General features: G+C 70.8%; 9 protein-coding genes and 2 pseudogenes. 6 read left to right on the forward strand and 5 right to left on the reverse strand.

Annotation, left to right across the window (positions count from 1 at the left end):
• Positions 1-25 precede the first annotated feature (25 nt).
• Positions 26-2,074 carry a phosphocholine-specific phospholipase C gene (locus ACWC5O_RS04695; protein WP_450585010.1) on the reverse strand — a complete coding sequence of 683 codons (2,049 nt, stop codon included), beginning with the start codon at positions 2,072-2,074 and terminating at the stop codon, positions 26-28.
• Between the two features lie 282 nt (positions 2,075-2,356).
• Here ACWC5O_RS04695 and ACWC5O_RS04700 point away from each other — a divergent pair, with 282 nt between their 5' ends.
• The 5 genes from ACWC5O_RS04700 to ACWC5O_RS04720 all read left to right on the forward strand — a co-directional run bounded on the left by ACWC5O_RS04700 (position 2,357) and on the right by ACWC5O_RS04720 (position 7,403).
• Complete coding sequence (locus tag ACWC5O_RS04700) at positions 2,357-2,779, forward strand: hypothetical protein (RefSeq protein ID WP_450585012.1); 423 nt, start codon at positions 2,357-2,359, stop codon at positions 2,777-2,779.
• A gap of 175 nt (positions 2,780-2,954) precedes the next feature.
• Positions 2,955-3,770 carry a hypothetical protein gene (locus ACWC5O_RS04705; protein ID WP_450585013.1) on the forward strand — a complete coding sequence of 272 codons (816 nt, stop codon included), beginning with the start codon at positions 2,955-2,957 and terminating at the stop codon, positions 3,768-3,770.
• An 81-nt stretch (positions 3,771-3,851) separates the two neighbouring features.
• Positions 3,852-4,472, forward strand: coding sequence for a hypothetical protein (locus ACWC5O_RS04710; RefSeq protein ID WP_450585015.1), 621 nt, complete (start codon positions 3,852-3,854; stop codon positions 4,470-4,472).
• Positions 4,469-6,796: a M48 family metalloprotease gene (locus ACWC5O_RS04715; protein WP_450585016.1), complete on the forward strand. Its 2,328-nt coding sequence runs from the start codon at positions 4,469-4,471 to the stop codon at positions 6,794-6,796. Before ACWC5O_RS04710 ends, ACWC5O_RS04715 begins: the two co-directional genes overlap by 4 nt.
• Complete coding sequence (locus ACWC5O_RS04720; protein ID WP_450585017.1) at positions 6,753-7,403, forward strand: hypothetical protein; 651 nt, start codon at positions 6,753-6,755, stop codon at positions 7,401-7,403. The genes ACWC5O_RS04715 and ACWC5O_RS04720 overlap by 44 nt, the downstream gene beginning before the upstream one ends.
• Positions 7,404-7,453: 50 nt before the next feature.
• Here the strand turns inward: ACWC5O_RS04720 and ACWC5O_RS04725 are convergent, their stop codons facing one another.
• Positions 7,454-10,231 (reverse strand): lectin, encoded by a 2,778-nt coding sequence (locus tag ACWC5O_RS04725; protein WP_450585018.1) that lies wholly within the window; start codon positions 10,229-10,231, stop codon positions 7,454-7,456.
• 564 nt (positions 10,232-10,795) lie between these two features.
• Here ACWC5O_RS04725 and ACWC5O_RS04730 point away from each other — a divergent pair.
• Positions 10,796-11,118: pseudogene (locus ACWC5O_RS04730) on the forward strand (flavin reductase family protein); the annotation flags it as partial.
• Between the two features lie 13 nt (positions 11,119-11,131).
• Here ACWC5O_RS04730 and ACWC5O_RS04735 read toward each other — a convergent pair.
• From ACWC5O_RS04735 to ACWC5O_RS04745, 3 genes and pseudogenes are all read right to left on the reverse strand, one after another.
• Positions 11,132-13,309, reverse strand: coding sequence for a discoidin domain-containing protein (locus ACWC5O_RS04735; RefSeq protein WP_450585019.1), 2,178 nt, complete (start codon positions 13,307-13,309; stop codon positions 11,132-11,134).
• 53 nt (positions 13,310-13,362) lie between these two features.
• Positions 13,363-14,970 carry a glycoside hydrolase family 13 protein gene (locus tag ACWC5O_RS04740; protein ID WP_450585021.1) on the reverse strand — a complete coding sequence of 536 codons (1,608 nt, stop codon included), beginning with the start codon at positions 14,968-14,970 and terminating at the stop codon, positions 13,363-13,365.
• 33 nt (positions 14,971-15,003) lie between these two features.
• Positions 15,004-15,219, reverse strand: a pseudogene (locus ACWC5O_RS04745) (carbohydrate ABC transporter permease); the annotation flags it as partial.
• Positions 15,220-15,221 lie beyond the last annotated feature (2 nt).

Genomic DNA, 15,221 nt, shown 5'->3' on the forward strand with positions numbered 1-15,221 from the left:
GGTGTTCATCGCCCGTTCACCCCGTTCACCCCGTGATGATGGCCGGGTCGCTGACGCCGGGGTGCCCGTTCTCGACGTGGCCGGCGAAGGCGCGCAGGAAGGCCGGGTCGTTGTCCGAGGTGACCGTGAGGTCGTACCAGCGCTTGCTGGCCGTGAGGGCGACGGTGTGCTTCACGGTGGCGCCGGGCCGCACGGTGACGGCGACCGGGCTGCCGCCGTAGCGGTTCACGAGCTTCAGCTTCACCGTGCCGGAGCCCTTGTTGGTGAAGGTCAGCTCGACGTCGTCCCCGGCGTAGCGGGCCGTGACCTCGGGCCCGGCGACCTTGTTGCGGCCCTTGAACAGGCGCAGGAAGCCGTTCGGGCCGTGCACGGCGAGGTCGTACGAGCCGCCGGAGTAGACCGAGTTCCAGGTGTCGGAGAGGGTCTTGCCGGCCTCGGTGGTGTAGGGCCAGGGACCGTCGGCGCGGTTGTTCGAGGTGACCAGGAACGCGGCGCCCGCCTGTGCGCCGGAGGCGAAGGAGAGAGTGAACTTCCCGGCCGCCGTGTCCGCGGAACCGTCCACCACGGGGGCGTACTTGAGCGGGCGGGTGGGCCGGCAGCCGCGCTCCTGCTTGGGCAGGGCGGTGTTGGCGGGCGGGACGGGCACGTAGTCGGGGTGCCGGTCGTGGTCCGGCGGCTGGTAGCCGGCCGTGGACGGCAGCGTGACCGGCCTGGTGTCCTTGCGGGAGAAGTCGAAGGCGGCGGTCAGGTCGCCGCAGACCGCGCGGCGCCAGGGCGAGATGTTCGGCTCCTGGACACCGAAGCGGCGCTCGATGAACCGGATGATCGAGGTGTGGTCCAAGGTCTCGGAGCAGACGTAACCGCCCTTGCTCCAGGGCGAGACGACCAGCATCGGCACCCGCTGGCCGAGCCCGTAGGGGCCGGCGGCGTGGCCGGCGTCGCCCTTGAACAGGTCGAGCGAGGGGTCCACGGTCGACAGGCCCTGGGCGGCGGAGGCCGGCGGGAAGGGCGGGATCACGTGGTCGAAGAAGCCGTCGTTCTCGTCGTAGGTGATGAACAGCGCGGTCTTGCCCCACACCTCGGGGTTGGAGGTGAGCGCGTCCAGGACCTGGGCGACGTACCAGGCGCCGTAGTTGGCGGGCCAGTTGGGGTGCTCGGTGAAGGCCTCGGGGGCGACGATCCAGGAGACCTGGGGCAGCTTGTCCGCCTTGACGTCCGCCTTGAGCTGGTCGAAGAAGCCCTCGCCCGCGCGCGCGTCGGTGCCGGTGCGGGCCTTGTCGTACAGCGGGTCGCCGGGCTTGGCGCTCCGGTACTGGTTGAAGTAGAGGAGGGAGTTGTCGCCGTAGTTGCCGCGGTAGGCGTCGTTGATCCAGCCCCAGGAGCCGTTCGCGTCCAGCCCGTCGCCGACGTCCTGGTAGATCTTCCAGGAGACGCCGGCCTGCTCCAGTCGCTCGGGGTACGTCGTCCAGCCGTAGCCCTTCTCGTCGTTGCCGAGGACCGGGCCCCCGCCCTTGCCGTCGTTGCCCGTGCAGCCCGTCCACATGTAGTAGCGGTTGGGGTCGGTCGAGCCTATGAAGGAGCAGTGGTAGGCGTCGCAGATGGTGAAGGCGTCGGCGAGCGCGTAATGGAAGGGGATGTCCTCACGCGTCAGGTACGCCATCGTCGTGGACGACTTGGCGGGCACCCACTTGTCGTACTTGCCCCCGTTGAAGGCCGCGTGTCCGTCGTTCCAGCCGTGCGGGAGGTCCTGGATGAAGGCCAGGCCCAGGTCGTCGGCGTCCGGGTGGAACGGGAAGATGTCCTTCGTGCCGTCGGACTGCTTCCAGACGGACTTGCCGTTCTGCGTCACCGGACGCGGGTCACCGAAGCCCCGCACACCCCGGAGCGAGCCGAAGTAGTGGTCGAACGAACGGTTCTCCTGCATCAGGACGACGATGTGCTCGACGTCCTCGACCGAACCCGTGCGGTGGTGCGCGGGCAGTGCGGCCGCACGCTGGATGCTGCTGGACAGCGCGGTGAACGCCGTCGTGGCGCCCGTGAGTTGGAGGAAGCGCCGCCGGTTGACTTCGGTCATGAGTGAGGGTCCTCTCGTCCTGCGTCCTGACGTACGCGACGCCGCCGGAATGACGGAATCTGCGCGCAGCGAGTGTTCCAAGAGCACCAAACGTCAGGGAAGGGTCTGATGGCGCCGATGTGAAAGTCGTCGGTACGGAGGGGGTTGGGGGCGGCTGCGCCCTTTGCCCCCCGTTCGGAGAAGTCCTCATATGGGGGGATCAAAGGGATGAAGAGACGTAATATCCCGCGCACATGACGCCCGCCGAGCCGTTCTCGGCGGTACGGGAGGGGGCGGAAATCCATGATCAGAAAGTGTGCGTCGGCACTCGGGGGGTTACTGCTCGCGAGTGGGTGCGGCGGCGCCTCGTCGCATGACCGGTCGAGTGCGGAGCAGTCCCCGTCGGCGGACGTCTCCGCGTCGGCCTCCGACACGGCCTCGGCGACGCCGGACGTCAGCAGCTCCCCACTGCAACTCGGTGTCGTGGACGGCCTCGTGACAGTCCGGGACTGCGCCCCGCTGACCTCGGGCTCGCCGTTCAACGTCCGCTACTTCTCGTTCACCCTGTCCGGGACGCCGGGCACGAACGCGCACGCCGGGGCGTCCTTCGCCCTCACCCAGGACGCGCTCGGCCCGGTGTACCCGGCGATCGTCCAGCCGAACGGATGGATCCTCAAGACCCTGTCCGCCCCTTCGTACGACGTCGTCGACGCGGACGGGTCCTGAGAATCCTCACAGGGCACGGGAATTCACTTCTGTTCCTTATTGACCGAATGCGAATTGACGGCTCTTTAAGGCGCACTATCCCTTAAACTTTCCGGCATCACGCCAGGAAGCGGGCTGGGGGGCGCGTCGGGGGGAGCTGGTTCTCGTGCGCTGCAGATCCTTGTGCGCAACACTCTTGAGCTGCGCAGCATTACTCATCCCGCTGTATCTGTCCGCGGCGCCGGCACACGCCGCGGACCCGACCGCGCCCTACGCCGAACTGACCTCGGATTCCGGGGAGATCGTGCCCGGTGGTGACCCGCTGGCCGTGGACGCCACGTTCCACAACACGCTGGACACCGACATCACGGACAGCTTCATCGTCGCCGTCGGCATCCGGCTCGCGCCGCCCGCGGACCGGCTGACACCCGATCAGGTCACCGTGGAATGGTTCGACGCCGGCCCGTCCGTGTGGCGGCCGGTGGAGTTGACTCCCGGGGACACCGCGCTGAGCGGCTACCTCAGCACGGACGCCGGACTGCCCTCCGTGGGGTCGCTCCCGGCGGGCGACTCGGCCCGCATCCCGCTGCGCGTCTCCCTGGCCTCCGGAGTGCCGGCGCCGGCCACGCTCCAGTTCGTCACGCAGGGCCTGATCCAGCCGACGACCTCGGTCGACCCGGCGCCCCTGATGGACGGCAAGGCGTCGTACTCCGTGGTCGAGCAGGCGACGTCCCCGGCACCGACGCCGGACACGCCCTCGGCGAGCCTCGCGCAAGGGAGCCCGGTGAGCGAGGCGACGACACCGACCGACACCCCGTCCGCCGCGCCCTCCTCGCCTCCCCCGACCGCCACCACCCCCGCCCCGTCGGCGCTGTCCGACGGCACCGGAGGGGACGGGCACGCGGACGGCGCTACCTCCGCGTCGATCGTGGCCGCCGGCGTGGCAGGCCTCGTGTTCGCCGCCGTCGTCGCCGCCGGCGTGACCCTGCGGCATCGCCGCAGCCGGCACTGAACCCACCGCGGTCAAGGCAGACCACCGCCGTCCGCACTTGCACACCGCTCGTCCGCCCGCCCGTCCTCACAGGAGGAACTCATGTACCACCGCACGGGCCAGGACGTCCTGCGCGACGTGGTCCGCCGCGTCGCTCCGGCCGAACTGGGGAAGCTGGACGAGACCTGCCGGGCGTACCTGGCCCGGCCCCATCCCCCGCAGCGCCTGCACCGGCCGGCCGGGGACCCGCTGGGCATCGGCTTCGAGTCGGCGGTGGTGCTGCCGGTTCTGGTGGCGGTGGTCTCACAGGTCCTCGCCGACCTCGCCTCCGGGCGCATCCAGGCGGGTGGCACCCGGCTCAAGCTCTGGTGGCGACGCCGGCGCGAGGCCGACACCGAGGGCAGACGAGCCGCGCTGACCTCGGCCGTCCCGGAACTCTCCGGGGTGACCCGGCAGGAACTCGCGGACTGGGCCCTGGCCGTGGGCCGTTCCGCCGGTCTGTCCGCGCCTGAGGGCGAGAGCTGCGCGGAGGTCATCGTCGTGGCAGTGGTGCGTGGTGGCGCGGGGGCGCAGCCGGTGCCGGATGCGGCGGTTGCGCCGACTGCGCCCATGACACCGGTTGCGCCGGCGGACCCCGGGCACCGAGCGGATCCGGAGCCCGAGCGACGTGGCGCGCCGGACGCTGGTGACGCATCGGCTGCCGCGAACCCGTCGCCGTCGTGAGCGCCTTGCCGGGCCCCCATGGCCCGCCCTGCCCCTCCCACTCCCCCACCGCCGAGCAGTCGGACGTGGCCCGCGCACTCGTGTCCAGCCCCCTGCCGCTACCGACCACCACCCGGCTGGCCCTGCTGGTCCTCGTCGCGGGCGCCGGTGCCTCGTTCGCCACCTGGTGGTGGCTGGTCCTGGGCCGGGACAACTGGCCGGGAGCCCAACTCGCCTGCCTGCCCGACGCCGACGCCGCGCCCGACGAGGTTCTCGCCGGTTTCACCGGCTGTGTGAACGACGTACGGCTGGCGCAGTCGGCGGTGGTGCTGTGCGGGCCGCTCGCCCTGCTGGCCCTCGCCGTGCTCTGCCGAGCCGCCGGACGCCGGCTGAGCCTGTGGCGGTGGAAGGTCACGCCGGACCACTCCTCAGCGCTGGCCCGGCGCCTTGCCGCCGTGGTGCCGGAAGGAGAAGGACCCCGGCCGGTGCTGTGGGTGCGCGGCCGGGGCGTCGGGATCCGGGCGCGTGCCTCGGGCACCGTCCGCCGGCCCCGGATCGTGGCCGACTCCTACGTCCTCAGCCAGTCCGACCGGAGCGTGGACGCGATCTTCCGGCATGAACTGGCTCATCTGCGGCTGCGGGACGTGGGCCGGGTACGGCTGGCCATGGCGGCCGGGTGGCTTCTGCTCCTCGGCGTCACCCTGCCGATGGTGGTCGCACTGGCCCGCGACCCCGGACTGCTGGGCACCGGCCTACTGGTCCGGATGGCGATCGTCCTGGTCGTCGTGCTGCTCACCCTGTGCGCCGTGCTGCGCGTGCGGGAGCACGACGCCGACCTCGCCGCGGTGGCGGATCCACGCGCACCACGGGACGCCACCGCCGCCCACATCAGCTCGGCCCTCGCGCCGCGCCGCACCGAGCGCCTCGTACGGTCCCTGGGCCTGGCCACGCATCCCGCACCCGCGGTCCGCCTGGCCGTGCTCGCCGATCCGGCGCGGTCCTGGGGGCTGTCGTCCCTGGAGTGCCTCACCACCGGGCTCGCCGCAGGGCTGGTGTTCACCGACCTCACCCTGCTGGTGGCCGCCCTGCTGCCCGATCACACCCAACTGGCCTACATGGTAGGCGGTTTGCTGACGGGCTGGGCCGTGTCCGGGGTGGTGACCGTGGCGTGGTGGCGGGCCGTCGCCGTGGGACACCGGGACGCGGCCGGCCGACGCGCGGCGCCGGCCGGGGCCGCGCTCGGAATCGGTGTGCTCCTCGGCAGCCAGCTCGCCGGGCGGGCGGCCGGTGACTGGGTACGGGACACCGGCACGGCGGACGGACTGGCGACCGCGCTGTCCCTGACCCAGGTGCCGCCCGTGCAGGCGATGGCCCTGGGGGCGGTGCTCGTGGCCGGCGGGGCGCTGTTCGCCCTCTGGAGCACCTCCCTCGCCCGAGCCCTGGGGGCCACGGTGGACGGTCCCCGTTCCGCACCGGTCTGCGCGGCGGCCATAGGACTGTCCGGGCTCCTGCTGGCCGTGCCACTGGGCAGTTGGTTCCTGTTCGCCCGGCTGACGGCGGCCCGCGCCGCTCCCGACATCCGGTGGGCCGTGATCGACACGCCCTGGTGGGTGGCGGGGGCGCTGACGACCGTCGTCGGCGCGCTGGTACCGGCGACCGCCGCCCGCGGGTCGAGGCACCCGGGGCCGCGCGGCGCCGGGCGGTTCCGGCCCCTGGTCCTGCTGGCCGCCGCCACGGTCCTGGTCACGGCCGGGGCCGGCTGGGCGGCGTTCGGCAGCGAGCCGAGCCGAGCGCCGACCACGCACATCTCCGGCGACTCACCGGTGTCCGCAGCCCGGACGGACTCGCCGAACTCGCAGAACCAGCCGGACCCGGCCGCCTCACCGGTCTCCGGCAGCGGTGACCGTACCGTCCCCCTGGACCAACTCCCCGTGCTGCCGCCCAAGGAGGAGCGGACGGACGCCATGCGGGCGGACACCGCCCTCGTCTGCCGTGCACTGTCCCTGGGCGGGACCGCCATCTGGACCGACCCCCGGCGCCGCGCCGACATGGCCGAGTTGCTCGGCGGTCTCGACGACACCGTGCTGCGGGCCGCCTCCGCCGTCCTCCGGCGCGACCCATCTGGCCCCGTGGACACCCACGCGCTGGTCGCCTCCGTCCTGCGCTGCGACCTGTACTTCCGCTACGGCCGCTGGCCGGCCGTGCCAGGCGATCCCCCGCCGTCCGAAGGAGGCTCCCGTGAGCCCGAGATCCGTAGCGAATGCCGCCACCGGGCGCCGACGGCTTGCCACCCTGTCGGTCGTGGCGGCGGTGCTGGCGGGTGCGACCCTCGCCGGCTGCGCTAGCGAGGGCCACCGCTCGGACACCGTGCCCCCGACGCAGGCACCTGCGCCCTCCGCCTCCACCGGCACCGAGGACCTGTCCGCGGCCCTGCTCACCACCGCCCAGTTGCCGGCCGGCTATGTGAAGACCGTCCTCCGAGACGATCCCCCGACGCGCTCCGACCGTCCCGAATGTCTCACCGCGCTCAACTCCCTCGAGTCCGCTCGCAGTTCCCACCCCGACGCAGTCGAGGCCAGGGTCAACTTCGCCATGAGCCAGAGCGGCCCGTTCCTCCAGCAGGTGCTGCGCCGGCTGCCGGGAACCGGGGCACGGCAGAACTTGAGGCAGGCCGCGCGTACCCTGTCCGGCTGCCCCTCGTTCTCCATCGGCTGGAGCGACGGATCCACGGGTACGGAGCAAGTGGTGCCGCGTGGCTCGGCGGGGATCGGTGACACGTCGTGGCACGCCACGGTCACCGCGACCACCGGGACGTTCACCGTCCAGGAGACCCTGGTCCTGGTGGCCGTGGGCAGGACCCTGCTCGTGCTCAGCGACGCGGGCAGCCCCACGGCACCCGAGCGCTCCCGGACACTGGCTCTGGCCCGCACCGCCGTATCCAGGCTCCCTTGATATCCCTGACCAGTCGCTTTGGCGGGACCGTCGACAGCCCCGCCGACGGCTCAACTCGGCAGTTTCCAGCTCTGGGCCGCCGTACCGTTGCAGGTGTACAGCTGAAGCTGGGTGCCGTTCGTGGTCGAGGAGTTGGGGTCGTCCAGGCACAGGTGCGACTCGGGGTTGACCAGGGACCCGTCGGCTCCGGCGGCCCACTGCTGAGCGCCGGTGCCGTTGCAGGTCCACAGCTGGATCAGCGTGCCGTTGGTGGTTCCGCTGTGATCGGCGTCCAGGCATTTGCCGAGGGCCCGGACCGTTCCGTCGCCGGCGACGATCCAGTCCTGGGCGTACGTGTTGTTGCAGCCCCAGATCTGGACGTGGGTGCCGTCGGACGTGCCCGAAGACGCGTCGTCCGCACAGAGGTTGGAGGCCACCGCGGAGGTGAGCGGACCGATCCGCGGCGAAGTCGGCGCCGTGGTGTCCCCCGCGTACGAAGGCGGGGCCGCGCCGGCCGCGGTCGCCCACGACGTGTTGGCACTGGTGCCGAGTGTGAAGTCCAGCGTGCCACCGGCCGTGATCGCTGTGGTGGGAGCGTAGGCGTTGTTCCACGCCGTGCCGTTCCACGCGGCGGACTGGACGTAGGGGGCGTTGTCGGCGGCGCCGTTGCCGTTGACCGTCAGCGTGTTGCCCGAGGGAAGGGTGACCACGGTTTGCGTGAACAGCGGTGATCCCAGGGCGAGATCAGAGGTTCCGGGCGTCTCGGGGAACATGCCGAGCGCCGACCAGACGTACCAGGCACTCATCGCACCGAGATCGTCGTTGCCGTCGGCCAGGCCGCCCGGGGTGTTCGACCAGATCTGGTCCTGGATCGCCCGCACCGCACCCTGCGTCTTGTAGGGCTGCCCCGTGTAGTCGTACTCCCACGGCAGTTCGATGCTCGGTTCGTTGCCGACCCAGGCGTAGCCGTTGGCGCCGGTGTAGCTGCGCAGCACGGTGTCCAGGTAATGGTTCATCGCGGTGTTGCCGCCCTTGGCGTGCGCCAGGCCGCCGATGTCGAACGGGACCATTCCGGTGTAGATCCACGAGTCGGCCTCGACCATGTCCGTGCCGCTGGTGGGGTCGAAGCCACCGGTCCACGAGCCGCCGGCGTTACGGGGTTCGACGAAACCGGAGGCGGGGTTGAGCACGTTGCGCCAGTCCTGTGCGCGGTTGGCGTACGTCTTCTGGTTCGCGGTGTCGCCGAGTGCCCCGGCCATCGCGGAGAGCGCGAAGTCGGCGGTGTCGTACTCCAGGGTGGTGGCGACCGGGCCGTAGAAGTTGCAGCAGCCGTAAGTGCCGTCGTGGGGCATGTATCCGGGCGAATTCAAGTAGGTGAGGCCGGGACGGTCGTTGTTGGCCGTGCTCGCCTGCTTGACCATGTCGGCCAGGGCGGTCGTGGCATCGAAGTCCCGGGCGCCGAAGGCGTAGTAGTCGGCGAGGATGGCGTCCGCCGGGTCACCGACCATGACGTACGACTCGCCGTTGTTCTCGGACCACTTGGGGAAGATTCCCGTCTGCGCGTAGTCGTCGACCATCGACTGCGCAGTGTCGGAGGCGACCTGAGGAGCGACCAGGGCTTCGAGCTGGGCCTGTGAACGGTAGATGTCCCAGCCGGAGTAGTTCGCGTACACGGCGCTGTGGCCGGCGTCCACGGTGTGCGTCTTCCCGTCGAAGCCGTAGTACCGGCCGTTGGTGTCGCTGATCACGTTCGGGTGCAGCAGCGAGTGGTAGAGCGCGGTGTAGAAGGTCTGCTGCTGCGCGGCCGTCCCACCGGCGATCCGCACCTTGCCGAGCGCGCCGTTCCACGCGTTCCGCGCCGCGGTGCGGGTCGCTTCGAAGTCCCAACCGGTGTTCTCCGCAGTCCGGTTGGCGACCGCGCCCGCCACCGACACGTAGGAGATGCCGACCTTGGCCTGCACTACGGGGTTGGTCGTGGTGTTGAAGGTGACGTAGCCGTTCGAGGCGGCGGCATCCGGGGCAGCGCCGTCCTTGGTGGACTTCGTGGACTTCGAGTCCGAAGCGCTGGGGTTCTTGCCGTGCAGCACCGGCTTGTTCGGCTTCTCGGCGGCGTTCTTCGACGCCTCGGCCGGCGTCGTGGAAGGCGCGGACGCCTTGGCGACCGAGCTGCCCTGCGAGGTGAACGGCCGGTCGAAGACCATGTCGAAGTAGACGGTGTACGTGTTCGCGGCGCCGCAGAAGCGGCCGCTGGTCACCTGCCCGCTCACCTCGGTGCTCGACACCTTGGTGAACTGCGTCGACGTGGCACCGTTCTGACTGCTCGTCAACTTGAAGACCAGATTGGCCTGACTGGTCGAGGGAAAGGTGAAGTGCGCCATACCGCTGCGCGTCGTGGTGGTCAGTTCGGTGGTCACCTGGTTCTTCAGCGCGACCTTGTACGACCCGGCGGAAGCCGACTCGTCGGCATGCGAGAACGCGTCCGTCGCACCGGTGTTCACGGCCCCCACCGTGGGCAGCACCGGTACGTCACCGGCCGCGCCACAACCGGGTCCGGCGATGTGGGTCAGACTGAAACCGGTGATCGACGAGTCGTTGTACTCGTAGCCGCCGCCGTCGGGACGCGACGGGGTGTCCGGGCTCCACTGCACCATGCCGAACGGGACGTCGGCCCCCGGAAAGTCGTCGGCCTGGTTCGACGTGCCGATGAACGGGTTGACCAGAGTCGCCGGCGCGGTGACGAGCGCAGCCTTCCCGGCCGCCCACGCAGGGGTGCACAGCCCGGCCGCGGCCAGCGTCGCAGCGGCGAGGAGACCGATCGCCGTGCCTCCTGGTCTCGACAGTGGTGTCATCACGGGGTTTTCTCCTCTACTCGGAAGCGAGGGCCGACAACGTTGTCTCCGTGCCGAGAGAGCAACCCCGGGTGATGAGCGAGCTTGCCGAGATGTCTGGATCCGGATCACCGAGGGCTGACAACGTTGTCCAACCGTGGAGATGAGGTGCCTGGAATTCGAGCGCTTCGATGGGACCCTGGGGCTGCGGACGCCCGGGGGCGCAGGGAACTCCTCGCGAAGCTAGCCACAAGGCAGGGACATGTCAACGACTTGCGTAGGTCCGTACGGTCAGGACTGGTCGGCGAGCAACCGGAACAACCCACGCCCCCGTCGGAGGTGAAGGTGTACGACTTCTGGGCCGTCTCCCGGGACTTGGCCGGGAGATCCACCGCATCGAGTGGCTGCACGGCACCTGCCACTGCGGGGCCGAGCAGACCGCGCAGGACCGGTCGAGGTGTGGGAGTGGATGCTCGGGCATCCCGAAGGGCACCGACCTCAGGAGGCCGCACGGGAGTTCGCCGCCGACGGCGTTCTCGCCCTGACCCTGCGCGACCCGGACTGGAACGGCAGTGCCCGCTGTGCGGCGACCGGGGCTCCCTCGCCCCGCAGGAAGAGACCGGGCTCCTCGACCTGGGCGCGGTGCTGGACGAGGTTCCCGACGGCATCCTGGTCCACTGCTGCGGTCCGGCGCCCTTGCTGGACGCGGTACGCGGCGCCGGGGTCGAGGTGCTGCGCTCCGCACCGAGGGCACCTGCGGGACCTGCGGGACCTGCAAGACGGACGTCCTGGACGGCACCCCGGACCACCGGGACTCGGTCCTCACGGAGGAGGAGCGGGCAGCGGGCGACACGACGATGATCTGCGTGTCCCGGTGCCGGGGCGCTCGCCTGGTGCTGGATCTGTGACGCTCGGGCCGGGTCAGGAGGTGAGGTAGGCCTCCACCTCGCTGAACTGCCCGGCGGGCCAGCCCGTGTTGGCGCTGACGACGAGGCGGAGGTAGCGCAGGTTGGTGCTGCCGGGCAGGGCGACGTTGGCCGTGTTGCCGGTGGCCGGGTCGAAGCGGTAGCCCTGGGAACCGACCACGGTCGAGTAGGTCGAGCCGTCGGTGCTGCCGAGCACCGTGATGGTCTGGGTGCGGGCGCCCCAGGCCGAGGACGGGGGCAGCTTCAGCACCAGTCGGCGGACCGCGTAGGAGGAGCCGAGGTCGACCGTCCAGGACTGCGGGAAGGCGTTGTTGGTGGACTCCCAGTAGCTGTTGGCGTCACCGTCGACCGCCTGGCCGGGGGTGTAGACGTCCTGCGAGCCGGTCGCGGTGGCCGGGCGGCCCTTGGCGAGGTTGCGGTTCGGGTCCGGGTCGGGGTTTCCCTGTCCTGGCTGGGGCCAGGTGGAGCAGTCCGACCAGGTGCTGGACCAGCCGGAGTTGCCGCCGCCGTCGGTGAGCGTGAAGGAGCCGGAGTTCGCCGGGTAGGGGCAGTTGTAGATGCCGGCGGCGCCGACCTGGGTGGCGGTGACGTCGCGGAAGGTGGCTGCGCCCTGTGCCTCGGCCTGGACGACGACCGTACCCGTGTTCCGCACGGTCGCTCCGGTCACGTTGACGTTCCTGACCGGATAGCCCTGGCCGCCGCCGGAGACGAACTCGAAGGCGCTGTAGGGGCTGTCGGTGATCGTCGTGTTGGTGATGTCGACCGTCGCGTTGATCGCGCTGTCGTAGGAGTCGACGCGCAGCGCGCCCATCGGATGGTTCCAGTTGGGGTTCATGGCGCCGGCGCGGACGAGGGTGTTGCCGTCGACGGTGATGGTGCCGGACAGGGGGTGGAAGGGGTCGAGGAACTTCTGGTTGGAGATCGCGATGCCGCTGCCGAGGGCGTTGGTGTCGGAGATCAGGTTGTTCTTCACCGCGATGTCGGTGCCGCCGTAGATGGCGATGCCGTTGGCGAGGTTGGGCTGCGAGATCGTGTTGTTCTCGAAGCTGGAGTTCGTGTCCGGGGAGTACAGCGACCACATGGCGAGCGCGTCGTCGCCCTGGTTGCGCAGGAAGTTGTCGCTGACGCGGACGCCCTTGGCGGTGCCGTTGAGGTTGAGGCCGTCGGCGGTGGTGTCGAGGATGCGGTTGTGCTCCACCACCAGGTTGTCGTTGTCGCCCGTCAGCCAGAGGCCGACCTTCATGTGCTGGATCCACATGCCGGAGACCGAACTGCCCGGCCCCAGCGAGCCGTTGACGAAGTTGTCCGGGCTGGAGTCGACGCGCTCGGTGACCTCGCCGATCACCGCGAAGTCCTTGATGTGCACGCCTCCGGAGGAGTTGGACTGGTCGATGAACCGGGAGGTGTGCACGACCGAGTGCCAGCTGCCCGCGCCCTGCAGGGTCACGTTCTGTACCCCGTTGAGGGAGGAGGTGATCCGGTAGTCGCCCGGCGGGATCCACACCACTGAGCCCTGAGCCGCCGCGATGGCGTCCCGGAAGGCCTGGGTGGAGTCGCCGTTGCCGCTGGGGTCGGCGCCCTTGGACACGACGGACACCGAACCGGCGGGCTGGGCGGCGGCCGCCGCGACCTGCTCGAAGTCGGCGACGTCCACGGTGACCTGGGTGCCGGTCGACTCGAAGGCGATCTTGTCGCCCGCCTGGACGTTCTGCCCCAGCAGCAGCCGGGCGTTGTCGAAGAAGTGGTGGGTCTTGGCGCCCGGGATCCAGCCGGTGTCGATGTAGGAGTACTTGGAGGTCACCGGGAGCGTCTTGGCGAGCTTGGTGCCGTTGACGTACACGTTGAGCGATCCGGACTGCCCGTCCGGGACGCTGTAGGCGACGTTCACGGCGTCGGACGCGCGCGGCACGGTGAACTCCACCCGCTGCCCGGAGGTCAGCCGTACGGCCTGCCGTCCGGAGGCCTCCGAGGCGAGGGTGCCCTGTGTGTGGTCGGGGCCGATCCTCGTGCCGGTGGTGCTCGCCGACTCGGCCTCGACGGAGGTGAAGGGGAGCGTGGCGCCCGAAGCCGCGTGGGCGGTGGGGGCCACGGCGACGAGCATGCCGGCGGCCAGGGCGACGACCACCCCGACGACTGGCATGCGCCTGACATGTTCGGCGGTGCTGCTGTGCATGTGCTGATCCCTCCATGGGGGTGCGTGGGATAGCAAGGGGTGCCGGGGGCGGCTCAGGCGCGCAGCCAGGCCGCCGTGTCCTGCGGGAGCCGGCCCCGGTCGTCCAGCGGGCCGCTGCTGAGCAGGAGTTCGGAGTGCGCGGGCAGTTCGGCGGGTGCGGCGGCGAGGTTCACCACGCACGTCACGCCCGCCACGCGGGAGAAGGCGAGCACGCCCTCGGGGGCGGGCAGCCAGGTCAGGGGGCCGTCGCCGAGGACCGGGCGGGTGGCGATGGCTTCGCGGTAGAGGGCCAGCATGGAGGACGCGTTCCGCTGCTGACGGTCGACCGCGTACGACGGCCAGTCGGCCGGCTGCGGCAGCCACGGCTCCTCGCGTGAACCGAATCCCGTGTACGCAGCGTCGGCCGCCCAGGGCAGCGGCACCCGGCAGCCGTCGCGGCCCGGGTCGACACGCTGCGATCGGAAGTACATCGGATCCTGGATGCGGTCGACCGGGATCTCGGCCTCCGGCAGGCCCAGCTCCTCACCCTGGTAGAGGTACACCGACCCGGGCAGGGCCAGTGAGAGCAGTGCCGCCGCCCGGGCCCGGCGGGTGCCGAGCGCCAGGTCCGTCGGGGTGCCGAAGGCCTTGGTGGCGAAGTCGAAGGCGGTGTCCGCGCGGCCGTAGCGGGTGACCGTGCGCGTCACGTCGTGGTTGCACAGCACCCAGGTGGCCGGGGCGCCGACCGGGGCGTGCTCGGCCAGGGTGCTGTCGATGACGGCGCGCAGCCGCTCGGCGTCCCAGGGGCAGGACAGGAAGGCGAAGTTGAAGGCGGTGTGGAGTTCGTCGGGGCGCAGGTAGCGGGCGAAGCGTTCGGGGTCGGGGAGCCAGACCTCGCCGACGAACACACCGCCGTAGGCGTCGGCCACGGACCGCCAGGAGCGGTAGATGTCGTGGAGTTCGTCGCGGTCGACGAAGGGGTGCGGCTCGGGGTGCGCGGCGAGGTCGGGCAGGTCCGGGTCCTTGGCGAGCAGGGCCGCCGAGTCGATCCGCACGCCGGCCACCCCGCGCTCGAACCAGAAGCGCAGGATGTCCTCGTGCTCCTGGCGGACCGCCGGGTGGGTCCAGTTGAGGTCGGGCTGCTCGGACGTGAACAGGTGCAGGTACCAGTCGCCGTCCGGCAGCCGGGTCCAGACCGGCTCGCTGGAGCCGACGAACTGCGAGGGCCAGTCGTTGGGCGGGAGTTCGCCGTGCGGGCCGCGTCCGGGCCGGAAGTGGAACAGCTCGCGCTCGGGGCTGCCGGGCCCGGCGGCGAGGGCCGCCCGGAACCAGGGGTGCTGGTCGGAGACGTGGTTGGGCACGATGTCGACGATCGTGCGGATGCCCAGCTCGCGGGCTTCGGAGATGAGTTTCTCGGCCTCGGCGAGGGTACCGAAGGCCGGATCGATCGCACGGTAGTCGGCGACGTCGTAGCCGCCGTCCTTCATGGGTGACAGGTACCAGGGGTTGAACCACAGGGCGTCGACACCGAGTTCGGCGAGGTACGGCAGCCGCCCGCGGACCCCAGCGAGGTCGCCGGTGCCGTCGCCGTCGCCGTCCGCGAAGCTGCGGACGTACAGCTGGTAGATGACGGCCGAGCGCCACCAGTCGTGGTCCGTCGGGGCATGGGTGGGCTGTCCCACTGGGCTTGCCTTTCTGTAGACGGGGCCGCTGTCTCAGCCCTTGGTGCTGCCCGCGCTGATCCCGGCGATGATGTGCCGCTGGAAGACGAGGAACAGCGCCACCATCGGGATGCTGGCGATCACCATCGCGGCGATGAGCACGGTGAGCTGGATGTTCTGCGACAGCTGGACGAGGGCCACGCTGATCGGCTGCTTGTCGGTGTCGGAGAAGACCATCAGCGGCCACAGGAAGTCCTGCCACACCGCGACGC

Source organism: Streptomyces sp. NPDC001450, assembly GCF_053597295.1.